Genomic DNA, 21,229 nt, shown 5'->3' with positions numbered 1-21,229 from the left:
CGCTAAGGCCTGGCACAGGAGCTGTCCATGAACCGCCCCGACGATTCGATCAAGCTCGGCAAGCAAGCCCGCAAGGACTGCCCCCGCAGCTCCCATTCCGATCCCGGGCAGATCAAGCGCGACCCCTTGCCGTTGATCGAGGCCTCCAGCCAGGGCCGGGTCCAGTCCCTGGTGGCACTGCGCTACGGGCGCATGCTGGTGTCGCCCTTCACCTTCTACCGTGGCAACGCCCTGCTCCAGGCCCACGACCTGGCCAGCACCCCGGACATGGGCCTGCGCTCGACCATCTGTGGCGACTGCCACCTGATGAACTTCGGCGGCTTTGCCACCCCCGAGCGCAACCTGCTGTTCAGCGTCAACGACTTCGACGAGGTCCATCCCGGCCCCTGGGAGTGGGACCTCAAGCGCCTGGTGGCGAGTTTCCTGATTGCCGCCCGGCACCTGCGCCACGGCCCGGGGGTCGAAGAGGCCCTGTGCCGCGAACTGGTGGGCGCCTATCAGCGCAGCATGGCCACCTGCGCCGGGCAAAGCGCCCTGGAGATCTGGTACGACGCCCTGACCTACGAAGACCTGCTGCACCAGGCGCGCTCCAACAGCGACACCCTGGAGCATGTGCAACGGGCCATCGACAAGGCCGCCCGGCGCACCCATGCCGAGCTCCTGCCCAAGATCAGCGAACGCGACGCCCGGGGCCGCCTGCTGATTCGCGACGACCTGCCGGAAATCTTCCACCTGCACAACACCACCAGCCTGCTGGACCCCGACGATGACTGGATGCGCCTGGAAGACTGGCGGCCGCTGTACGACACCTTCATGCGCGACTACCGCGGCACCCTGCAGGCCGACCGCCGCGACCTGCTGGCACGGTTCCAGCCCAGCGACCTGGCCTTCAAGGTGGTGGGGGTTGGCAGCGTCGGCACCCGCTGCCTGGTGGCGCTGCTCACCGACGCCCAGCAGCGGCCACTGTTCCTGCAATTCAAGGAAGCCCGGCGCTCGGTGCTCGCCGACTATGTGCGCGAACGCTCAAAGCCAAGGCACAACGGCCAGCGGGTGGTGGAAGGCCAGCGCCTGATGCAGTCCGCCAGCGATCTCTTCCTGGGCTGGACCACCGGCCCCAACGGCCGTCATTTCTATGTGCGCCAACTGCGCGACATGAAGGTCTCGGCGGAACTTGAGACCTTCGACGAGGACACCTTCGCCGCCTATGCCAGGATCTGCGGCCGGGCCTTGGCCCGGGCCCACGCCAAGGCTTCGGGCCAGGCCGCGCGGATCAGCGGCTACATCGGTAAGAGCGAAACCCTGGCCGAAGCCCTGTGGCACTACGCCCAGGCCTATGCCACGCAGAACGAACGGGATTTCGAGCGCTTCCAGCAGGCCTGCCGCAAAGGCCGCCTGCAAGCGCGCTCGGAGGCCGACTTCGCCGCCGACCACCTGCCCTGAAACACAGGCTCAGGTGATCGGGCGCGAGGCCCGGGCGGCTTCGCCATAGAGCTTCAGCAGGGCCTCCTGGTCCAGCGGCGGGCTCAGGTGCGGGCCCTGCACCTCATCGCACTGAATGTCGCGCAAGACCCCGAACTGCTCTGCGGCCTGCACCCCCTCGGCGACCACCCGCAAGGACAATGCATGCCCCAGGTCGACAATCGCCTCGACAATGGAGCGCCCGGCATCGTTGTGGTTGAGCCGGGCGATGAAGCTGCTGTCGATCTTCAGGCCATCCAGGGGGAAGGTCTGCAGGTACTGCAGCGCCGAGTAGCCGGTGCCGAAATCGTCGATCAGCAACTGCACCCCCAGCGCCTTGAGCCCCTGCATGATGGTGAGCACGTGGCGGCTGTCGTCCAGCAGCACCTTGTCGGTCATTTCCAGCTCCAGGCGTGACGGCTCCAGGCCGCTCTGCTTGAGCACCGCCGCGATCCGCGCCACCAGCTGGCCGCGTAGGAATTCCGCCGGCGACAGCTTGACCGCCAGCAGTCGGCCTTCCGGCCAGGCTCGCGCCGCACGACAGGCTGCGTGCAGTACCCAGTTGCTCAGCGGCAGGATCAACCCGGTGTCCTCGGCAATCGGCACGAACACGTCCGGCCCCAGCAAGCCATGCTGGGGGTGCTGCCAGCGCACCAGGGCCTCGGCGCCCATCAACTGGCCATCGAGCACGCGGTAGCGCGGCTGGAAATGCAGGAGCAGCTGGTCCTGCTCGATGGCATGGCGCAGGTCACGCTCCAGGCGCCGCCGTTCGATGATCCGCACATTCATGTAGGGCGCATAGAAACGCCAGGTGCTGCGCCCCGCCGCTTTCGCCTCGTACAGGGCGATGTCGGCAAAGCGCAGCAGTTCTTCGGCCTGGGAGGCGTCGCCCGGGGCCCGGGCAATGCCGATGCTGGCGCTGATGAAGACCTCGTGCCCGGCGATATAGAACGGTTCCTCGATCCGCTCGATCAGCCGCCGGCACAAGCCTTCGATCTCGTGGCCAGCCACCTGGCCGGTGACCACCAGGACAAACTCGTCGCCGCCGACCCGGGCCACCAGGTCCTCGCTGCGCAGGCATTGGGCCAGGCGCTGGGACACCTCGTGCAGCACCTGGTCGCCAGCGGCGTGCCCCAGCAGGTCGTTCACCGGTTTGAAACGGTCCAGGTCGACGCTGAGCATCAGCAGGGGTTCCTGCAGGGTCGGCGGGGCCTGCAGCCGGCCTTCGAGAAACTCCTGCATGCGGGTGCGGTTGGCAAGGCCGGTCAAGGCATCGTGTTGGGACAGGTACTCGACCCGCCTTCGAGCCGCGACCTCCTCGGTGATATCACTGGCGGTGCCGCGAAAGCCCCCGGCGGCCATGGCCCGCACCGACAGGCGACAGACTCGCGACTGCCCCTGGCCATCCCGGTACAGGCACTGCTGGATCGCCTGGGAACGCCGCTCCGGGGCCGCCAGCCACTGGCCCAGCGAACCCTGTTCGCAGCTCAGCAGCTCGGTCATCGGCCGCCCCAGGGTCGACTCCCGGGTCAACCCGGTAACCGCCTCGAAACGTTCGGACAGGTAGGTAAAGCACAGCTGCCCGTCGACTTCCCAGATCCAGTCGGACGCAGCTTCAGCCACATCGCGAAAGCGCTCCTCGCTCGCGGCCAGGGCCCAGCGGTTGGCGCGCAGCGCCTGGACCTGCCGGTCCATGACCTGCGCTGCAGCATCGGCGCGGCGCAACAGGAACGCCGCCATCAGGCCCACCAGCAGGCCGGCCAGCAGCAACAGCGGCATCACCAGCACCAGCAACTGGTGCCCGGGGCGCGCCGGCCGCCATTGCAGGGTTCCGGCGCCGTCGGGCAAGTCCAGGGTCGGCAAGCTCTGGTCCGTGGCGGCACGGGCCACCTGCAGATGCTCGATGTCCAGGCCTTGGCCCAGGGCCAGTAACCGCGCCGGGTCGAAACGGGCGACGAAGATCAGCACCGACTGCGGCCCGGCATCAGGGCGCACTTGCGGGTCGTTGCCCGGGCCTATGACAGCGGCGAGCACCAGCGCCGGCGTGCCGGCAATCGACTGGTAACGGTCCACCACCTTGCCGCCGGCCTCGCGCGCTGCGCTGACCAGGGGCGGCAACGCCTCGCCCAGCCAGTCGCGGGCATCCATCTCGCTGAGGTCGCCGGCCACCAGGGAGTACACGGTGTGGCCGGCCGGGTTGATCACGAACACCCCGTCAAAGCCCAGGTCGCGGTACAGCGTGGGGCCGAAATTCTGCCGGTTGAAGGCCCAGTCCAGGTCGACCTTAAGGTGCAGGTGCTGGTAGGCATCGCCCCAGAGGGCGTAGTCCTTGAGGGTGGTGCGGGCATTGCCGGCAAAGGATTGCAGGGCCTTGTCGATGTCCAGGCGGTTGTGCTGCTCGGCCTCGAGGTTCTGGTCGAGGGCGATGTATACCAGCAACACACCGGTGAAGAGAAACAGCGCCAGCAGCAGCCCCGAGCAACCCAGCAAGGTGGCGCGGGTCAGCGCCTGATTGGAGGTGCTGCGCCCTTGAGACGGATCAAGACCGAAGTTTTCCATAGTGCTCCAGGCGCCATAACGACAAACCGACCGGTGCGACCCTGCCTCACGCGGCCTTCGACGAAGCTCCCGCTTGCCTATTGACGATAGACAGTTTTTCCCCGCAGGGCCTGAAGAAAAGCCCCTGGCGGGGCCTGTGCGGGTATTCCCCCGGCGCCGATTGCCGGCGCCGGGGCATCCTGGAGCGGCGCGTCAGCCAGTGCCGCCGGGCACCACCGGCAGTTGCTCCACCCGGTGATAGAGGGCCAGGCCCAGGCGCTGGCCGATCTCGACCATGGCATCGCAGCCCGCCGACGGCCCGCCGATGCGCAGCACCGCATCGCAGCGTTCCAGCAGGCGCTCGGCGTAGGCATGAAAGCGCTGGTTGTAGATCTCGTCGCCCACCGCCCGGGAACCCGCCAGCCGGGTCATGGGCAACGCCACCCATTCCCCCAGTACCGGAAAGTGCCCCGCCGCCAGGACCTGCGCCGCGCAGTGCTCCATGGCCTCGACATTGCGCGCCAGCAGCGCCGGGTCATCGTCGGTACCAGAGCGATAAGGGCCGGCCACCAGCACCATCAGGCTGCGGGGCTTGAGCACATGCAGTTGCAGGTATTGCAGGAGCATGATGGTCTTGCCGTCGGCGATCTCCCCGCTCTTGATCATGCCCAGGGCCTGGTCGATATCCAGTTCCAGGACCTCGATGTCCTCGCCTTCGTGCTCCAGCCCGCCGCCTGCGTCGATCCGGTCTTCGGCCTGGTAATGGCCAATGAAGAAATGCACCCGCTCGGTCACCGAACCCGGGCTCATGAAGGCATCGAAGACCTTCTGCACCTCGCCGACCCGGTAGCCGGTTTCCTCCTGGGCTTCCTTGCGGATGCGCACCTCGGGGCTGGCGTTGTCCAGGAGCCCGGCAGCGGTCTCGATCAGGTAGCCGCTGTGGCCGTTGACGAAGGCCGGCATGCGGAACTGCCGGGTCAGCAGCACCGTGCGCCGTTGCAGGTTGTACAGCAGGATGGTTGCGCCATTGCCCCGGTCGTAGACCTCGCGGTCCTGGGCCTGCCAGCTGCCGTCGCGGCGGCGCAGCTCGAAGCTGTACTTCTTCAGCACGTACCAGTTGTCGGAGAGGGTCTGTTCGGCGGTGATGCGGATGGTTTCCTCGCTCATGGCTGCTCCTGGGCGTGAAGGGGTGCGGGGCGAAACCCGGCCAGTTGTTCCAGCAATTGCGCCTGGTAGGCCGGGGCCAAGGCGAACCCGCCCGCCGCCTGCCGCAGCTGGCCGCCTGCCAGGCGGTTACGGAACCAGTCGCGGATGAAATCCGGGGCGTAGCCGCCGGTGCCGAAGCCCCTGGCGAAGGCGATCATGTCCTGATAGACCTGCAGGTACGCCTCTTTGTCGGGGACCGGGTAGCGATTCTGGTACAGCCAGAACTGCAGGTCATAGAGCAGTTGCGACAGTGGATCGGCATGCAGGGCGAAGTAGCGCTTCTCATGGACGATGCGCAAGGCGATCTGGCGGATCAGCGGCCCCAGGTCGGGGACTGCGCTGAAATGGCCGAGCAGTTCCTCCAGCAGGGGCGAGAACGGCGCGTGGGCGACCTTGTCCAGGTCATCCAGGTAATCCTGTTCCGAGGTGTCGTAGACATCGGGCGACACCAGCCCGCGGACAAAGGCCTCGAAATCCGCTGCCAGCACTGTCACCGCGTAGTCGGCCTCCTGGTCCACATGCACCACCCGCGGCTCGCCCTCGGGCCCGCACTCGCTGTAGTCCAGGGCAACCATGTCATGGCCGGCGGAGGGGCAATCGCAGATGTACACCCCCAGGTCCGGGTAGCCCCACTCCTCGATCATGAAACGGCTGCCCAGGCCACCGCCCAGGGAATAGTCGCCATCGCAGCCGATGCTCAGAAAGCTGTCGATCGCGCAGTGGTCCTCGGCCCAGGAGGTGCCCTGCTCGGTGGGGAAACAGCTGAGGTGCGGGCGCCCGCCGTTGTAGCGGTTCATGAAGGCCACGTAGGACAGCGGCAGGCGATAGCCCAGTTGCGCCTGCAACTGGGCTATGACGGAAGGGCTGGCGGGGGGCTGGTTGATCTTGCTGCTGGTGGTCCGGTCCCAGAACGCGTCCAGGTCGATATCGTGGGGAAAGTCGCTCATCCGATGCATCCGTTGCGGTTGAAGGTCGGCCGGTGCCGAAAGCTGCACAGGCTACCGCAAACGGCCCTCAGAACCACCAGCGCAGGAGGAAAAAGAACCCCATGCTCAACAGCATGCTGAGCAGGGTGTTGCGGGTGTAGATCACCAGCGCAATGGCCACCAGGGAGCTGAGCAGGTAGGGGTTGCTCCAGTGCAGGTTCAGCTCGTGGTCGGGCATGAACACGATGGGGCCGCAGATCGCCGTGAGCATGCCCGGCACCGCAAAGCCGAGGAACTGCCGGGCATTGCTGCTCAGGCGCAACGGCAGGCGCGGTTCAAGAAACACGTAGCGATTGAGAAAGACCAACAGGCCCATGCCGAAGATGACTGCCCAGACCATCATGCTTGCCCCCGATAGAGTTTGTTGCAGACAAAACCTGCGGTCATGCCCGCCAGCCCCGACAGCACCAGCGCCGATCCCCAGTGCCAGTAGCTGAACAGCACCGAGCAGAACAGCGATACGGCAACGCAGACCACGGTGGGCACATTGCGCACCAGTGGCGTAATCAGGGCGATGAAGGTGGCGGCGATGGAGAAGTCCAGGCCCAGGTGCTCAAGGCCGGGAATGCTCTTGCCCAGCACGATGCCCAGCAGGGTGAAGAGGTTCCAGGCCACATAGAAAGTCAGCCCGACGCCCAGGGCGTACCAGCGGTCGAACTGCTGCTTGTCGTGGGCGCTGGTCAAGGCGAACAGCTCGTCGGTGAGCAGAAAGCCCAGGCCCACCCGCCAGCGGCCCGGCAAGGGTGAAATCACCGAGCGCATGCTCATGCCGTAGAGCAAATGCTGGGACGTGAGCAGCAAGGTGGTGAGCAGGATCGAGAAGATCCCCGCCCCGCCCTTGAGCATGCCGATGGCCACCAATTGCGCGGCACCGGCGAAAACGATGCTCGACAGGCCCTGGCCCTGCAGCGGCGTGAGATTGGCCTCGATGGCCATGGAACCGGCCAGCAGCCCCCAGGGCGCGGTGGCCAGGGACAGCGGCATGATGGCGATGGCGCCACGGATGAACGCGGCACGGGGTAGGAGAACGCTGGACATAAAACCCTGCACACAAGTAACGGACGCTGACTGTGCCATCTGCCGGCGCCCCTGGCTTGAACGATCTTGCGCAATTGCCCCGCCCCGCCCTCGTAGGAGCTGGCTTGCCAGCGAAGGCGTCTCCAAGACCAGCACAAGACCTGCGGGCCTCTTCGCCAGCAAGCTGGCTCCTACGGGAAATAGGGGGATGCAAACGACAGCGCCCCTCACGAGGGAGGGGCGCTGGCTGATGCTACGAGCGGATTACAACTGGATCAGGTTGCTGATCTTCACGTCCGGATCGACGTCGGCTTCGTAGTCGACACCTTCGATCTCGAAACCGAACAGGCGCAGGAACTCTTGCTTGTAACCGACGAAATCGGTCATCTCGTAGAGGTTCTCGCTGGTCACCTGGTCCCACAGCTGCTTGACCCGGTCCTGGACCGCCGGTTGCAGTTCCTTGTAGTCGGCACGCAGGCGGCCTTCCTGGTCGATCACCGGCTCGCTGTTGTACAGGCTGTCCTTGTACAGGCCGTAGACCTGTTCGATGCAACCTTCGTGGCTGCCCTGCTCCTTCATCACCTTGAACAGCAGCGACAGGTACAGCGGCATGATCGGGATCGCCGAGCTGGCCTGGGTCACCACGGCCTTGAGCACCGACACCCGGGCGTCGCCGCCCAGGCCGGCCAGTTGCTGGCGCATGCCGATGACTTTCTGGTCCAGGTCCTTCTTGGCTTCGCCAATGGAACCGTTCCAGTAGATGTCGTGGGTCAGCTTCTCGCCCAGGTAGGTGAAGGCGGTGGTCTTGGCGCCTTCGGCCAGGACACCGGCTTCGTGCAGCGCGTCGATCCACATCTGCCAGTCTTCGCCGCCCATCACCGCCACGGTGCCGTCGATCTCTTCCTGGGTCGCCGGCTGCAGGGTGGTTTCCTTGACGATTTCCTTGTCGGTGTCGACACCGCGCAGGGTCACGGACTTGCCCAGTGGCTTGAGGGTCGAGCTCAGCACTTCACCGGTCTTGGGGTGGGTGCGGCGCGGTGCGGCCAGGCTGTAGACCACCAGGTCGATCTTGCCCAGGTCGCGCTTGATGGTCTCGATGGTCTCGGCCTTGACCGCATCGGAGAAGGCATCGCCGTTGATGCTCTTGGCGTACAGGCCCTTTTCTTCGGCGAACTTGTGGAACGCCGCGGTGTTGTACCAGCCGGCGGTGCCCAGCTTGCCGTCAACGCTGCCGCGCTCGAAGAACACCCCGAGGGTGTTGGCGCCACAGCCGAACGCTGCGGTGATCCGCGCTGCCAGGCCGTAGCCGGTGGAAGCGCCGAGTACCAGTACGTTCTTCGGCCCTGCGTCGATGGCGCCCTGCTGGGTGACGTAATCGATCTGTTGCTTGACGTTGGCTTCACAGCCGACCGGGTGGGTCGTCACACAGATAAAGCCGCGAACGCGGGGTTTGATGACCATACATACTCTCCCAATTTCAAAGTGCCAGGCGCCGATGACGGCGGCGGCAGTGTCACTTGCACTAGTCGTAGACGCTCATATTCGCTTCGCGTCACCAACCTGAGGAATTTGCCCGTCAGGCCCCGGTTCCAGGGGGCACGGCGGTGGTGTTGCGCGCCCGCCAAGCGCGATTGCGCACAGCCCGGGGCGAGACTCTAGCAGGTGCGCCGATGCTGTCGCCTGTCCGTCCGGCGAAATCTCTTGCGCGCCCTGCCCCTGGCCGCTCGCCGCGCCGGCTCAGGGCATCATGTCCAGCGGCAGCTGCTTGTCCTTGCTGCGCGCTTCATACCAGCTCTGCACCACATCCGGCAGGCTGTGCTTCCACTCAGGCTCGGTGGTGTAGTAACGCACCCGTACTTCATCCTTGGGCCCTGCCACCACCAACAGCGCGACCCACAACTGGCCCTGGGTACCGCGCACGAAAATCGCCGCGTTGGTGGTGGCCAGGCCCGGCAGCCACATATCGGTGACCTCGGCGCCCTTGAGTTCGGCCGAGGTATCCGCGGAGAACGACGAGCCACTGTCGAGCAGGGTCTGATAGTCCTTCTTCAGCAGTTTCCGGGCGCGCCGGTCTTCTTCCTCGGTGCGCACCAGCGCCGTGGACAGCAGGTCGTAATGGCTCTCCAGGGCTTGCTTGGAAGCCACATAGAGCCCGTCGTAATACACCCCTGAACCAGCGCCGCAGGCAAAGGAGTCGCCCTCCTGGCTCACCTGCAACAGGCCGTTGCGCTGCGTGAAGCGCAGGTTGCAGCCCTCGACGCTGTAGCTGGCCTCACCGCCCTTGATCTGCGCCTTGCCCGCGAGCGAGCCGGAGTTGGCGCCGCCCATGGCCGACAGATCGAAGCTCAGGCGATCCTCGCCAGTGCGCCGGATCACCAGATCACCGGTGTAGAACGGGCTGACCGAGACCCGCTGCCAGGTTCCCTGCCACTCGAACGGCACATTCACATAACGCAACGCGACCAGGCGGCTCAGGTATTTGCTGCGCAGGCAACCCAGGTCGGCTGCGCACTGATCCCGCTCCTTGAGCCATTCACGCTGGTCCAGGCGCAGCGCCTTGGGGTCCTTGGCCTTGGCCAGGGTCGCCTTCCAGGCCTTGCCCAGCTGGCTGTCCAGCGAGGCGGTATAGGGGTCGGCACACAGGGCCTTTTCACTGCTGCTGGCGGCCTTGGCGCAGTCGAAACTGCTGGCCTGCACGCCCTGGGAACAGGCCAGGACCGCGAACAGCAAGCCAGTGGCTCGCAAGGGACGAACAAGGGGAGCGAACATGGGTCGATTCCATTCTGAAAAGGCGGCGCAAGAATAACTGCAGTGGAGTGTTTTCAGCGATATCCCGACGAAAAAAGCCCCCGGGCAACCCCCTCTGAAGCCTGGCACGGAGCCGGCAGCTTTTATCGCGACAGGCGGCAACCAGTCGTACTAAGCTCTGCGTTTTCAAACTCCAAGGGCACTGCATGAAATGGATGCTGCAGGTACTGTTGCCGCTATTGAGCCTTGCGGCCCACGCTGGCGAGTTGCGCATGCTGACCGACAACCACCCGCCGCTGCACTTCCAGCAGGGCGAGCGGATGGTGGGGTTTGGTGTCGATGTGGTGCAGGCCCTGGCGCAGCGCAGCGGAGACACGGTGAACGTGCAGCTGCGGCCGATGCTGCGGGCCCTGCGCGATGCCGGAAGCGATGACGACACGGCGGTGTTCACCATACTGCGCACCGCTGAGCGCGAGTCGCGCTACCAGTGGGTAGGCCCGTTGATGCGCACCGAAACCGCCCTCTATACCCGCAATGGCGACAGCACGCCGGTCACCGACCTGCACCAGACCCGGGGCCAGATTGCCGTGCCGCGCAAATGGCTGGTCTACAGCTACCTCAAACAGCAGGGGCTGGACAACCTGTGGGGCGTCGACAGCCCGGAAATCATGATCCGCCTGCTGCAGGTCGGCCGCGTGCAATACGTGGTGGCCGACACCATGAGCGTAAGCACCTTCGCCGCCGAAGAGGGCTTGGCCCTCGACCAGTTGCGCTACCAGATGCCACTGATGCACCAGGACGCCTACATCGCCTTTTCGCCCAAGGTCGATGCGGCCCAGGTGGCCCGCTGGCAGCAGGCCCTGGACGGCATGAAGCGCGATGGCAGCCTGCAGCAGCTCAAGCAACGCTGGCATATTGACCAGGCCACGCCACAGGTAGATTGATTCACCCATGACCAGCCTTGCCCCCTGGAGCCCCATGCCCCATCAGTTGGCGCTCAGTTGCCCGCAGTGCGCAGGCCAGGCCTGCTTCGACTTCGTCGTGGCCAGGCCCATCGAACGCAAGGCCGATGTGCCGTTCTTCCAGGCCCACCCGCTGCTGGAGTACTGGAAAGAGCAGGATAACTGCGGCCACTATCACCACTACGCCCTGTACTTTCCCGGCCTGCATGGCGACCCGATGCAGAGCCTGGGTCCGTTGCCCGATGGCTACAGCCCCAGCCACTGGCAGCGTTCAGCCTACTGGTACCGCGATCACGGCCTGGACCTGGGGTCGGTACGCTGCGAGCACTGCCACTACGCGGCGCGCCACCATCTGAACTGGCCAGGCGAAGCCTATTTTTCCGTACTCTACAAAGGCCAGATGCTCTGGGCCTTCAACCGCGAATCGGCCCTGGCCCTGCATGATTACCTGGGTTCCGCGGAGCGCAATCCCGGTGGCTACCCCTGGCGCAGTTTCCTGCGGCACATCCCGGGGCCGTTCAAGAGCCGCAAGGCACGCCAGCCGCTGACCCGCTCGCTCAAGCGCCTGTTGACCCCGGGCTGAGGCCCCTGACCTGGAGTTCCCCTATGCCGACCTTTACCCCTGCCCGCCCTTTGTATCGCCTCAATTGCACCGGCTGCGGCTGGGACCTGGCAATACTCGGCCAGAACGATGCAACCGTGCGCAAATGCCCCTGGTGCGGCTGCAATGAATTCAGCGAGCAACAGCCGAACCGCAGCGGCGCCGGGCAGATCCTGGAATGCAGGCACCATGGCCCGGTGGTGGTGCAGGTGCTGGACGCCAACATCGACAGCCAGGACTTTCTCGACAATCTGTATTGCCCCTTCTGCCCCTGACCGATGGCCATGCTTTCCTGACTTGCACACGGCACTAAATCTCGTCCGCGGCGGCTACTTTCGCTACTATGGCGTGCCGATTCCTGCCTTTGCCGACCCGCCAGACCGGAGCTTCAATGCCTACCCCCAAGGACCTTGCCAGTGACAGCGGCGCACCGATGATTCCCGAGCAGCGCCGCGAGCAGATCCTGCGCCAGTTGCGCAAGCACCAGGTGCTCAGCGTGCATCAGTTGATGGAGATGTTCGACTGCTCGCACATGACCGTGCGCCGGGATATCGCCCTGCTGGAGCAGGAAGGCCGCGCCCACTCGGTAACCGGCGGGGTGCGCATCGCCAGCCAGTTGCACAGCGAGCCCAGCCATCAGTCCAAGGCTGTGGTGGAGCTGCCGCAGAAGCAGGCCATGGCCAAGCTGGCGGCGAGCCTGCTGCACGCGGACATGACCGTGTACCTGGACGCCGGCACCAGCACCCTGGAAATCGTGCCCTACATCAAGGCGCTGTCGGGGATGACCGTGGTGACCAACGATTTCGGCGTGGCCCAGGCCCTGATGGACGCGCCCCAGGTGACGGTGATCCATACCGGCGGGCAATTGGACCACTCCAACCACTCCTGTGTCGGCGGGCTGGCGGTGGCCACCCTGCGCCAGGTGGTGACCGACGTGGCCTTTATCTCCACCAGTTCCTGGGACCTGCGCCGGGGCATCACCACGCCATCGGCGCTGAAGGTCGAGGTCAAGCAGGTGGCGATGCAGTCGGCGACCCAGGTGGTGCTGGTGGCCAGCAGCTCCAAGTACGGCACCTTCAGCATGTACAAGATCGCCGGGCTGGAACAGTTCGACATCATCATCAGCGACGCCGCACTGGCCCCTGCGGCAGCGGACGGGATCCGCAAGCACGGTGTGGAACTGCTGCTGCCGGCACAATCCTGAGCCAGCTATAGCCCCCTGTGGCGAGGGAGCTTGCTTCCGCTCGTCTGCGCAACAGGCGCAATCCCTGCCCCCATCACTCCCTGAAACACCGCGCCGTCCGAGTTTGGAGCGGCGCGCCGCCCAGCCGGGGCTTGCTCCCTCGCCACCAAGAGCGCGCAGTGGCCGCTAGCGGTTTTTCTCGGTGTCGGCCATGAACTGCCCCAGTTCGCGGGCGTAGAACCGGGCCATGCCGGTGGTGCCGTGGCCACGGGTTTCGGCGCTGGCGGGAATCAGCAGCAGGCGGGCATTTTTCACCTGTTTAAGCGCCGCTTGCAGGGTGCCGGTTTCCGGCGGGTTGCGCTCGTCGTCCGCGGCGTTGATCACCAGCACCGGCGCCTGGATCCTGCCCAGCCCCGGCATGGCGTTGTAGTCCGCCGAGGACTGCCACTGGTAGATGAAATCATTGGCATCGGCGCCCTGGCTGGCCTTGAGGCGCTCCTGCACCAGCTGGTCAGCCTGGGCCCGGGTCGGCGCCAGGGCCTGATAGGCCAGGGTGCCGCCGCTGGTGCCGGTGGCGAACAGCGCGTTGGCCAGGCGCAGCGACGGCGGCTGTTGCCGGTAGTTGCCCTGCTCCCAGGCCGGGTCCTGCTTGATCGACTCCACCAGCAGGCGGCGCATCATCCAGTTGCGCGAAGACATTTCCCCCGGCTGGGAGGCCATGGGCACCAGGGCGTCCATCATCTGCGGCCACTTCTGGCCCCAGATCCAGGCCTGCATGCCGCCCATGGAATTGCCGATGATCAGCCGCAGGTGCTTGACCCCCAGCCCTTCGGTCAGCAGCCGGTACTGGGCCTGGACCATGTCCTCGTAGTTGTACTGGGGAAACCGCGCCCGCAGGCCGTCCGAAGGCTTGCTCGACTGGCCGACGCCGATGCCGTCGGTGGCGATGATGTAGTACTTGCTGGCATCCAGGGGTTGCCCGGGGCCGAACAGTTCACCGCCAAAATCCTTGCTCAACAGGTCGCTGGCCGGCCGATAGGTGCCATGCAGATAGAGGATCGCCGGGTGCTTGGGGTCCCCCAGGGTGATGTAGTGCAGCTTCAGGTTGGCCAGCTGCTCACCGTTGTGGAAGGTGAATTGCGGGGCCACCCAATCCCCCTCGGTGGCCGGCGGCAAGCTCGCGGCCGCGGCCAGGGACATACCGCCCAGGGACAAAATCAGGCCGAGCGCGGCCCGGCAGGCAAAACGCTGCATGGGAAAACTCCTGTGTTTATCGCTACGTATCATCTATAGCCGCTGCCGCAGGCTGCGCAAGGCACCGCAGGGGCCTCGACGGCCAGGGAATCGCTGCGAGCCTGCGGCTCGTTCGCAGCCTGCGGCAGCGGCTACATAAAGCGATGCGCGAAGGCCCCCCAGGGCCTTGCGCGACGCTCCCCAGATACCTTTTGCTTCGCAACCTGCAGTGGCGGCTACACCGCCGAGCCTTAGCGCGCCTGCCAGTCCCGCAGCCACTGCAGGCCGGCGGAGGTGTTGCCGCGCGGGCGGTATTCACAACCGACCCAGCCGTCGTAGCCAAGGTCGTCCATCAGCTGGAACAGGTAGGGATAGTTCAGTTCGCCCAGGTCCGGCTCGTGGCGGTCCGGCACCCCGGCGATCTGGATATGGCCGATGCCCGCCAGGTCCCGACGCAGCTTCACCGCCAGGTCGCCTTCGACGATCTGGCAGTGATAGCAGTCGAACTGCACCTTGAGGTTGGCCGCGCCGACTTCCTTGCAGATGGCCTGGGCCTGGTCCTGGCGGTTGAGGAAGAACCCCGGCATGTCCCGGGTGTTGATCGGCTCCAGCAGCACCGTGACCCCGACCTTGGCCGCCTGGGCCGTGGCGTGGGCCAGGTTCTCCAGGTAGACGCCGTGGTGCCGCGGGCGATCGTTCTCGGACGGCAGCAGGCCGGCCATCACGTGGACCCGCGAGTTGCCCAGCACCGCGGCGTATTCCAGGGCCTTGTCGAAACCCTGGCGGAATTCCTGCTCGCGCCCGGGCAGGGAAACGATGCCCCGCTCCCCCGCCGCCCAGTCGCCGGGCGGAGCGTTGAACAAGGCCTGTTGCAGGCCGTGGTCGTCCAGGCGCTGTTTCAGCTCCTGGGGGCTGTAGTCGTAGGGAAACAGATATTCCACGGCCGTGAAGCCGTCGGCCGCCGCGGCGGCGAAACGTTCGAGAAAGTCATGTTCCGGGTAGAGCATGCTGAGGTTGGCAGCAAAACGAGGCATGGGAACTCCTGGGACAAAGGGTCAGACAAATGGCCAGATCAGCAGGGTAATACAGAACCCCAAGGTGCCGAGCAAGGTGGTGATCACGGTCCAGGTACGCAGGCCGTCCGCGACGTTGAGGCCGGCCAGCTTGGTGAAGATCCAGTACCCGGCGTCATTGATATGGGACATGGCCAGCCCGCCACCGCCCATGGCCAGGCACAGCAGGGCCATGTGGTTGGGGCTCAGGTTGAGGGTGGCGATCAGCGGCGCGATGATCCCGGCGGTGGTCACCAGGGCCACGGTAGTGGAGCCCTGCACCGCACGCAGCAGCATGGTCAGCAGAAAACCCAGGGCCAGCACCGGCAGGCCGGTGGTGCGCAGCAGGTCGGAGACCACCGCGCCGATCCCGGTATCCACCAGCACCTTGCCGAACACCCCCCCGGCCCCGGCGATCAGGATCACCATGGCCACCCCGGGCAGCGCTGAGCCGATCACGTCGGAGACCTGGCTGCGGCTCCAGCCGCGGCGCGAGCCCAGCAGCCAGGCACACAGCAAGGTGTCCAGCAGCAGCGCCACCAGCGGCGCGCCAAGTACGGTCAGCACCCCACGCAGGGTGGACTCCAGGGGCAGCAAGGAAGTAGCCAGGGTGCCCAGCAGGATCAGCACGATGGGCAGCAGGATCAGGCTGACGATCAGGCCGAACCCCGGTGGCGGAGCCGGCGGCAGTTTCGCCGCCAGGCTGCCGGTGGATTCTTCCAGGCCCATGTGCGCCACAGCGGCCACCGCCTGGGGGCTGGCAGGCTGCTCGGAACCGTTGTTCCAGGCGGCGAGGTCTTCATTGGTGACGTGCGGGCCGTAGACTTCGGCGCGGATGTCATCGGTCATCGGGTAGTTGCGCCGGGTCATGCGCCCCGCCACGCGGTAGCCCACGTAGCACAGCAGCGCGGTCAGCGGCAGGCCGAACATCAGCACCCGGCCCAGGTCCGCGCCCAGCTGGCTGGCCGCGGCCACCGCTCCAGGGTGCGGCGGCAGGAAGGCGTGCACGGTGAGCAGCGCGGCGCACATCGGCAAGGCGAACACCAGCAGCGGCTTGCGCGCACTGCGGGCCACGCCATAGGCCAGGGGCATGAGGATGATCACCCCGACCTCGAAGAACACCGGCACGCCGATGATGAATCCGGCCATGGTCAGTGCCAGGGGCGTGCGCCGGTTGCCGAAGCGCTCGATCAGGGTCTTGGCCAGCGCCTCGGCGCCGCCGGAAAGCTCGATGATGCGGCCGATCATCGCGCCCAGGGCGATGATGATGGCGATGTGGCCGAGGGTCTTGCCCATGCCGCCCTCGATGGTGGCCACCAGCTCCGCCGGTTTCACTCCGGCCACCAGCGCCACCAGGATGCTTACCAGCATCAGCGCGACAAAGGGCTGGAACTTGTACTTGAGCACCAGGAACAGCAACAGGGCGATACCGGCCCCGGCGGTGATCATCAGAATCAGCGGGCTCATTGCACAAGCCCTCCACCCAGTGGCTGGCAGGGGGTGCTGGTGGTGCGGGAACCCGTAAAGCAAATGCAGTCATTCATCTCGGGAAATCCTGTTGTTATTGTTTTTCAACGGCAAGCCGCTCCCCGCGAAAGCCTCATGAAGGCTTCCGTGGACTGGCGTGCATGAAACGCTGGCAGTGTCGCGGGCTTACCAGGTGGCGCCGAAAGCGTCCCGCAGCTCATCCAGGGCGGCCTGATCCAGAGGTGCCGGGCGCGGCTGGCTCATCAGCCACAGGCGCGCGGTTTCCTCCAGCTCTTCCAGGGCGTAGCTGGCCTTGGACACACTGCTTTCCCAGACCACCGGGCCCAGGCGTTCGAGCATCACCCCACGCACCTGGTTGGCCAGTTGCGCCACCTGCTCGGCGACCTTGGGCGAACCCGGGCGCTGGTAGCCGATCAGCGGGATATGCCCGACCTTCATCACCTGGTACGGGGTCAGCGGCGGCAGGATGTCGTCCTCGCGCCAGACCCCGGCCAGGGTCAAGGCCACCAGGTGGGTGGAATGGGTATGCACCACCCCGCCCACCCCGGGATTGCGGTCATACACCTGGCGATGCAGGGCCAGGGTCTTGGACGGTTTGTCGCCACTCACCCACTCCCCCGCCAGGTTGACCTTGGCGATGGCTGCAGGGTCGAGCCGGCCCAGGCAGATATCGGTGGGGGTGATCAGCCAGCCATCATCGAGCCGCGCACTGATGTTGCCGGCGCTGCCCACGGTGTAGCCGCGCTGATAGAGGCTGCGGCCGACATCACAGATTTCTTCGCGCAGAGCGTTTTCCCGGCTCATGCCTGACCTCCCGCCAGTTGACCCAGGGCCTTGCTGAAAAAGTCGCGACCACCGAAGTTGCCGGACTTCAGCGCCAGGGCCAGGGGCTCGCCGCCACTGCTGACGGTGGCCGGGACCCCGGGATCGATCTGCGCGCCGATCTGCAGCAGGCGCACGTCCAGGGCCTTGACCACGGCGCCGGAGGTTTCCCCGCCAGCCACCACAAAGCGCCGCACGCCGCTGTCGCGCAGGCCCCGGGCGATCTCGCCCAGGGCATTCTCCACCAGCGCTCCGGCACGTTCGGCACCGAGCTGACGCTGCACCGCCTTGACCTCTTCCGGCGTGCTGGTGGCGTAGATCAGCACCGTGCCCTGCTGCTCCCGGGCAAAGGCCAGGGCCTGTTCCACCACCGCCTCGCCGGCCGCCAGGGCCAGCGGGTCGATGCGCCATGCCGGGCGCTCGGCTTCCAGCCAGGCATCGACCTGGGCATTGGTGGCCAGGGAGGCACTGCCGGCCAGCACCACTTCGCCACCGGCTACCTTGGGCAGGCTTGCAGCGTCGAGGTCGCGCAGCTTGCCGGCGCGACGGAAGTTTTCCGGCAGGCCCAGGGCCAGCCCGGAACCGCCAGTGAGCAGCGGCAGGTCGGCGCAGGCGGCGCCGAGGGTATAGAGGTCGGCATCGGACAGCGCGTCGGCAATCGCCAGGGCAACACCCTGCCCGCGCAGTTCGGCGATCCTGCTGCGCACCGCCTCCACGCCCTGGGCGATGCTGTCGTAGCGCAGCAGGCCTACCGGCAGCCGGGTCTGGGATTGCAGGACCCGCACCAGGTTGGCATCGGTCATCGGCGTCAGCGGGTGATGCTGCATGCCCGATTCGCTGAGCAACTGGTCCTGGACGAACAAGTGGCCACGGAAAATGGTCCGGCCGTTCTCCGGGAACGCCGGGCAGGCCAGGGTGAAATCGCTGCCCAGGGCCTCGAGCAAGGCCTCGCTGACCTGACCGATGTTGCCCGCCGCGGTGGAATCGAAGGTCGAGCAGTATTTGAAGAAGATCTGCTCGCAGCCCTGGTCCCGCAGCCATTGCAGGGCGGCCAGGGATTCGGCCACCGCTTCGCTGGCCGCAGTGGTACGCGACTTCAGCGCGATCACCACGGCGTCGGCGTCCAGCCCGGCAGCCACTTCAGCGCTGGGAATGCCGATGCTCTGCACAGTGCGCATGCCACCGCGAACCAGCATGTTGGCCAGGTCCGTGGCCCCGGTGAAATCGTCGGCGATGCAGCCCAGCAACGGGCGTGGATTGGAAATCGTCATCACGGGCTCCTCACTCGGCATCGGGCTTGGCCACGGGCAGGTCGATGCCCGGGAAGATCTTGATCACCGCCGAGTCGTCCTCGCGGCCAAAACCGGCGCTGGAGGCCTGCATGAACATCTGGTGCGCGGTGGCCGACAGCGGCAGCGGGAATTTGCTGGCCCGGGCGGTATCCAGCACCAGCCCCAGGTCCTTGACGAAAATGTCCACCGCGGACAGCGGTGTGTAGTCGGCCTTGAGGATATGCGGAACGCGGTTCTCGAACATCCAGGAGTTGCCCGCGCTGTGGGTGATCACCTCATACAGGGCATCGGCGTCCACCCCTTCGCGCAGTCCCAGGGCCATGGCTTCGGCAGAGGCGGCAATGTGCACCCCGGCCAGCAACTGGTTGATGATCTTGACCTTGGAGCCCAGGCCATGGGCATCCCCCAGGCGATAGACCTTGCCGGCCATGCCCCCCAGAATCGCCTCGGCCCTGGCGTAAGCGGTGGCCGGGCCGGAGGTCATCATGGTCATCTCGCCGGCGGCAGCCTTGGCCGCGCCCCCGGAGATCGGTGCATCCAGGTACAAAAGGCCCAGGGCCTCCAGGCGCTGGCCCAGGTCCACGGCGTAGGTCGGGGCCACGGTGGCGCAGCCGATCACCAGGCTGCCGGGACGCAGTGCCGCTGCCGCCCCGCCCTCACCGAACAGCACACTTTCGGTCTGCTCGGCATTGACCACCACGGTGACAATCACATCGCATTCACCGGCCAGTTGCGCCGCCGAGGCGCAAGCCACGCCGCCTTCGCTGGCGAACTGCTCGGTGACCGCAGCACGGACGTCACAGGCATGCACCTTGAAACCGCTGCGCAGCAACGACCGGGCGATGCCCAGGCCCATGGCGCCAAGACCGATGACACCGACATTGTTGTTATTCATGGGGGACTCCAGAAAGAGACCAGGACTGTGCCGCGCCAGACAGGCGCCGGGCAAGAACCGGGCAGGACAGGGAAATCCGGATTGCAGGTCCGGCAAATGCAACACAGGCAGCAACAGGCGCAGCGCCAGACGGCAAGCCCGGAAGGTGCATGGCACCGTGGGCAGGTGCCGAGAGAGGCAGGAGCGAATCGATCATCATGGCCATCCTGTTGCTGCTGTTATCAGGTTGAGCTTTGGCTGTGAACGATCATCCACCAATGAACGGATTATGTGAAGAAGTTTTTCAATCTAACATTTTTTAACACCACCTTGAGCGCCCGGCCCCGGCCAGCCACTGGTCGGAAGCCGACGGCCGGTGCCCCGTGGGCTGCTACAACCCTTCACAGCCCTGATCTGGATCAGCATGGCCCGGGGTGACCTGGCCGAGGCTGAATGAACGAGGGCTGCTGACTGGCGGTAGCACCCTTCATCGCAACCCCGTTGACGCTCCCCCTGGCGGAGAGCTCAATGGCCTGTCTGGTTATGCTTGGATAAGGATGATTCAACATGGCAAAGATTGAGGTTTTATCAGGTGATTTCCTGCAAGGCGCCGGCGAGTACCGGCACGGCACCTTCAGGCTCAAGACGGTATTCAACAGCAACGGCGTCGAGGTCAAGGCATCGGCCTTCAAGACACTGGAGATCGCCAGCGAAAGCCCCATCACCAACAAGGACGCCCTGGGCTACGGCATTGCCGGCGCCATGCTGTTGGGCCCGGTGGGCGCCCTGGCCGGGTACCTGATGGCGGGTACGGAAAACGAAGTGACCTTCATCGGCACCCTCAAGGATGGCCGGCAGTTGATGGCGGCCACCGATAGCGCGACCTACAAGGATATCTCCCAGCACTTGCTGCACTGATAATCCTCGTCGCTATATTCAGTGCTCATGACATCCCCATCTGTCATGGGCACTTTCTTTATATGAAACTTATATATATCCGCCTCTCGCATCAGCTAATTCCCCCCCTTAGCTGAACCTCACCTGAAACTTCGTAACTGACCAATGATTCAGGGCAATTTAACCTTGACTCCAGCACCCCTCCTGAGTAAATTGCGCGGGCCGGTAATTACGGCCCTTTGTTTAACTCACTAAAGAAGCCAATGGACACAGTATCTAGACGCTGTCTGGTCACTGCCGCTGCGCAGAGCCAGGCACTTAACCCTGAAAATGACGGGACTCGACTCCGCGGTCGGGTAAGCTGCGCTAGGGCTTGACGCTCCAACGTAACTTGCCTCCCCCGGAACCAGTCCGGTCGCGAGGCAAATGTTATGCACTTCACTTCCTCTGTAATGCCAGGCGTTCGCGCCTTCGCCGCTACCATGCGGGTCAAGCTGTGCCGTGAGCCCAAGGTTCTGGCGCGCTCGCCGTTTTCTCGTGCCGCCCCCACCCCCTCGACCGCCCTGCGAGCCAATTGGCGCGTCTGCCCGATGACCGGGCAGTTGCAGCAACGCTGGAGCTTCGACGATAGCCAGGACCCGCAGAGTCGGGGCGCTGCCCTGCTCCTGCAGCAGGCCGGACTGATCTTCGGCCTGTACCTCGGGGCACGCAGCTCAGCCTGAACCAGCGGTAACTTTCCGTTGTTTGCAAACGAACTTTAAAAGTTGAAGTTCGGCGGCGTGCTAGTGCCTGTCAGTTAATAAAGTTACTGGAGAAAGTTATGGAAGAGGCCAGTAGTAGGTTCGCTGCCCATACAACTTCATTGTTTGGGC

20 protein-coding genes are annotated in these 21,229 nt (G+C 65.4%); 7 read left to right on the top strand and 13 right to left on the bottom strand.

Features of this window, described 5'->3' with window-relative positions; all coding sequences use genetic code 11:
• Window positions 1–27 precede the first annotated feature (27 nt).
• Complete coding sequence (locus BM382_RS01895; RefSeq protein WP_011061611.1) at window positions 28–1,440, top strand: DUF2252 domain-containing protein; 1,413 nt, start codon at window positions 28–30, stop codon at window positions 1,438–1,440.
• Window positions 1,441–1,449: 9 nt separating this feature from the next.
• On the opposite strand, the gene BM382_RS01890 is transcribed toward BM382_RS01895, so the two are convergent.
• The 7 genes from BM382_RS01890 to BM382_RS01860 all read right to left on the bottom strand — a co-directional run bounded on the left by BM382_RS01890 (window position 1,450) and on the right by BM382_RS01860 (window position 9,974).
• A complete protein-coding gene (locus BM382_RS01890; RefSeq protein ID WP_015635843.1) occupies window positions 1,450–4,017 on the bottom strand; it encodes a bifunctional diguanylate cyclase/phosphodiesterase in 2,568 nt (855 codons plus the stop codon).
• A 192-nt stretch (window positions 4,018–4,209) separates the two neighbouring features.
• Window positions 4,210–5,163, bottom strand: a complete 954-nt coding sequence (nudK, locus tag BM382_RS01885; RefSeq protein WP_072441631.1) for a GDP-mannose pyrophosphatase NudK — start codon at window positions 5,161–5,163, stop codon at window positions 4,210–4,212.
• A complete protein-coding gene (locus tag BM382_RS01880; protein WP_072441628.1) occupies window positions 5,160–6,149 on the bottom strand; it encodes an SMI1/KNR4 family protein in 990 nt (329 codons plus the stop codon). Before BM382_RS01880 ends, nudK begins: the two co-directional genes overlap by 4 nt.
• Window positions 6,150–6,216: 67 nt before the next feature.
• Window positions 6,217–6,528: an AzlD domain-containing protein gene (locus BM382_RS01875; protein WP_011061615.1), complete on the bottom strand. Its 312-nt coding sequence runs from the start codon at window positions 6,526–6,528 to the stop codon at window positions 6,217–6,219.
• Window positions 6,528–7,226 (bottom strand): AzlC family ABC transporter permease, encoded by a 699-nt coding sequence (locus BM382_RS01870; protein ID WP_011061616.1) that lies wholly within the window; start codon window positions 7,224–7,226, stop codon window positions 6,528–6,530. The genes BM382_RS01875 and BM382_RS01870 overlap by 1 nt, the downstream gene beginning before the upstream one ends.
• 243 nt (window positions 7,227–7,469) lie before the next feature.
• Window positions 7,470–8,666, bottom strand: a complete 1,197-nt coding sequence (fabV, locus tag BM382_RS01865; RefSeq protein ID WP_011061617.1) for an enoyl-ACP reductase FabV — start codon at window positions 8,664–8,666, stop codon at window positions 7,470–7,472.
• A 276-nt stretch (window positions 8,667–8,942) separates the two neighbouring features.
• Window positions 8,943–9,974, bottom strand: a complete 1,032-nt coding sequence (locus BM382_RS01860; protein ID WP_072441625.1) for a lysozyme inhibitor LprI family protein — start codon at window positions 9,972–9,974, stop codon at window positions 8,943–8,945.
• Between the two features lie 185 nt (window positions 9,975–10,159).
• On the opposite strand from BM382_RS01860, the gene BM382_RS01855 reads away from it, so the two are divergent.
• The 4 genes from BM382_RS01855 to BM382_RS01840 all read left to right on the top strand — a co-directional run bounded on the left by BM382_RS01855 (window position 10,160) and on the right by BM382_RS01840 (window position 12,720).
• Window positions 10,160–10,897: a substrate-binding periplasmic protein gene (locus tag BM382_RS01855; RefSeq protein ID WP_072441622.1), complete on the top strand. Its 738-nt coding sequence runs from the start codon at window positions 10,160–10,162 to the stop codon at window positions 10,895–10,897.
• 7 nt (window positions 10,898–10,904) lie between these two features.
• Complete coding sequence (locus tag BM382_RS32040) at window positions 10,905–11,498, top strand: hypothetical protein (RefSeq protein ID WP_019095487.1); 594 nt, start codon at window positions 10,905–10,907, stop codon at window positions 11,496–11,498.
• Between the two features lie 23 nt (window positions 11,499–11,521).
• Window positions 11,522–11,791 (top strand): hypothetical protein, encoded by a 270-nt coding sequence (locus BM382_RS01845; RefSeq protein WP_011061621.1) that lies wholly within the window; start codon window positions 11,522–11,524, stop codon window positions 11,789–11,791.
• 116 nt (window positions 11,792–11,907) lie between these two features.
• Complete coding sequence (locus BM382_RS01840) at window positions 11,908–12,720, top strand: DeoR/GlpR family DNA-binding transcription regulator (protein WP_015635853.1); 813 nt, start codon at window positions 11,908–11,910, stop codon at window positions 12,718–12,720.
• A 165-nt stretch (window positions 12,721–12,885) separates the two neighbouring features.
• Here BM382_RS01840 and BM382_RS01835 read toward each other — a convergent pair whose 3' ends face one another.
• The 6 genes from BM382_RS01835 to ltnD all read right to left on the bottom strand — a co-directional run bounded on the left by BM382_RS01835 (window position 12,886) and on the right by ltnD (window position 19,481).
• Window positions 12,886–13,953 (bottom strand): alpha/beta fold hydrolase, encoded by a 1,068-nt coding sequence (locus BM382_RS01835; RefSeq protein WP_011061623.1) that lies wholly within the window; start codon window positions 13,951–13,953, stop codon window positions 12,886–12,888.
• Between the two features lie 230 nt (window positions 13,954–14,183).
• Entirely contained in the window at window positions 14,184–14,966 is a 783-nt protein-coding gene (gene otnI, locus BM382_RS01830; protein WP_011061624.1) for a 2-oxo-tetronate isomerase, read from the bottom strand.
• A gap of 21 nt (window positions 14,967–14,987) precedes the next feature.
• On the bottom strand, window positions 14,988–16,451 hold the full coding sequence (locus tag BM382_RS01825; RefSeq protein WP_011061625.1) for a GntP family transporter: 1,464 nt from the start codon (window positions 16,449–16,451) through the stop codon (window positions 14,988–14,990).
• Between the two features lie 186 nt (window positions 16,452–16,637).
• The gene (locus tag BM382_RS01820; RefSeq protein WP_011061626.1) at window positions 16,638–17,276 is read right to left on the bottom strand and encodes a 3-oxo-tetronate 4-phosphate decarboxylase; all 639 of its coding nucleotides are present in this window, start codon (window positions 17,274–17,276) and stop codon (window positions 16,638–16,640) included.
• Window positions 17,273–18,565, bottom strand: a complete 1,293-nt coding sequence (gene otnK / locus BM382_RS01815; RefSeq protein ID WP_011061627.1) for a 3-oxo-tetronate kinase — start codon at window positions 18,563–18,565, stop codon at window positions 17,273–17,275. Before otnK ends, BM382_RS01820 begins: the two co-directional genes overlap by 4 nt.
• Window positions 18,566–18,575: 10 nt before the next feature.
• Entirely contained in the window at window positions 18,576–19,481 is a 906-nt protein-coding gene (ltnD, locus tag BM382_RS01810; RefSeq protein ID WP_011061628.1) for an L-threonate dehydrogenase, read from the bottom strand.
• A 546-nt stretch (window positions 19,482–20,027) separates the two neighbouring features.
• Here ltnD and BM382_RS01805 point away from each other — a divergent pair.
• Complete coding sequence (locus BM382_RS01805; RefSeq protein ID WP_011061629.1) at window positions 20,028–20,378, top strand: hypothetical protein; 351 nt, start codon at window positions 20,028–20,030, stop codon at window positions 20,376–20,378.
• A gap of 410 nt (window positions 20,379–20,788) precedes the next feature.
• Window positions 20,789–21,079: a hypothetical protein gene (locus tag BM382_RS01800; RefSeq protein ID WP_011061630.1), complete on the top strand. Its 291-nt coding sequence runs from the start codon at window positions 20,789–20,791 to the stop codon at window positions 21,077–21,079.
• The last annotated feature ends 150 nt before the right edge of the window (window positions 21,080–21,229 follow it).

Origin of the sequence: Pseudomonas sp. NFPP25 (assembly GCF_900116505.1) — a bacterium.
Lineage (GTDB): Bacteria > Pseudomonadota > Gammaproteobacteria > Pseudomonadales > Pseudomonadaceae > Aquipseudomonas > Aquipseudomonas protegens.
Note: the sequence above shows the minus strand (reverse complement) of the source record. Positions and strands in the feature narration are given on the sequence as shown.

What these genes read in the sequence shown, in the direction of transcription:
- otnI (WP_011061624.1), bottom strand. Translation starts at nt 14,966, where the DNA reads ATGCCTCGTTTTGCTGCCAACCTCAGCATGCTCTACCCGGAACATGAC.
- ltnD (WP_011061628.1), bottom strand. Translation starts at nt 19,481, where the DNA reads ATGAATAACAACAATGTCGGTGTCATCGGTCTTGGCGCCATGGGCCTG.
- BM382_RS01870 (WP_011061616.1), bottom strand. Translation starts at nt 7,226, where the DNA reads ATGTCCAGCGTTCTCCTACCCCGTGCCGCGTTCATCCGTGGCGCCATC.
- BM382_RS01855 (WP_072441622.1), top strand. Translation starts at nt 10,160, where the DNA reads ATGAAATGGATGCTGCAGGTACTGTTGCCGCTATTGAGCCTTGCGGCC.
- BM382_RS01800 (WP_011061630.1), top strand. Translation starts at nt 20,789, where the DNA reads ATGCACTTCACTTCCTCTGTAATGCCAGGCGTTCGCGCCTTCGCCGCT.
- BM382_RS01840 (WP_015635853.1), top strand. Translation starts at nt 11,908, where the DNA reads ATGCCTACCCCCAAGGACCTTGCCAGTGACAGCGGCGCACCGATGATT.
- BM382_RS01820 (WP_011061626.1), bottom strand. Translation starts at nt 17,276, where the DNA reads ATGAGCCGGGAAAACGCTCTGCGCGAAGAAATCTGTGATGTCGGCCGC.
- BM382_RS01860 (WP_072441625.1), bottom strand. Translation starts at nt 9,974, where the DNA reads ATGTTCGCTCCCCTTGTTCGTCCCTTGCGAGCCACTGGCTTGCTGTTC.
- BM382_RS01835 (WP_011061623.1), bottom strand. Translation starts at nt 13,953, where the DNA reads ATGCAGCGTTTTGCCTGCCGGGCCGCGCTCGGCCTGATTTTGTCCCTG.
- BM382_RS01825 (WP_011061625.1), bottom strand. Translation starts at nt 16,451, where the DNA reads ATGAGCCCGCTGATTCTGATGATCACCGCCGGGGCCGGTATCGCCCTG.
- fabV (WP_011061617.1), bottom strand. Translation starts at nt 8,666, where the DNA reads ATGGTCATCAAACCCCGCGTTCGCGGCTTTATCTGTGTGACGACCCAC.
- BM382_RS01875 (WP_011061615.1), bottom strand. Translation starts at nt 6,528, where the DNA reads ATGGTCTGGGCAGTCATCTTCGGCATGGGCCTGTTGGTCTTTCTCAAT.
- nudK (WP_072441631.1), bottom strand. Translation starts at nt 5,163, where the DNA reads ATGAGCGAGGAAACCATCCGCATCACCGCCGAACAGACCCTCTCCGAC.
- BM382_RS01845 (WP_011061621.1), top strand. Translation starts at nt 11,522, where the DNA reads ATGCCGACCTTTACCCCTGCCCGCCCTTTGTATCGCCTCAATTGCACC.
- otnK (WP_011061627.1), bottom strand. Translation starts at nt 18,565, where the DNA reads ATGACGATTTCCAATCCACGCCCGTTGCTGGGCTGCATCGCCGACGAT.
- BM382_RS01805 (WP_011061629.1), top strand. Translation starts at nt 20,028, where the DNA reads ATGGCAAAGATTGAGGTTTTATCAGGTGATTTCCTGCAAGGCGCCGGC.
- BM382_RS32040 (WP_019095487.1), top strand. Translation starts at nt 10,905, where the DNA reads ATGACCAGCCTTGCCCCCTGGAGCCCCATGCCCCATCAGTTGGCGCTC.
- BM382_RS01880 (WP_072441628.1), bottom strand. Translation starts at nt 6,149, where the DNA reads ATGAGCGACTTTCCCCACGATATCGACCTGGACGCGTTCTGGGACCGG.
- BM382_RS01895 (WP_011061611.1), top strand. Translation starts at nt 28, where the DNA reads ATGAACCGCCCCGACGATTCGATCAAGCTCGGCAAGCAAGCCCGCAAG.
- BM382_RS01890 (WP_015635843.1), bottom strand. Translation starts at nt 4,017, where the DNA reads ATGGAAAACTTCGGTCTTGATCCGTCTCAAGGGCGCAGCACCTCCAAT.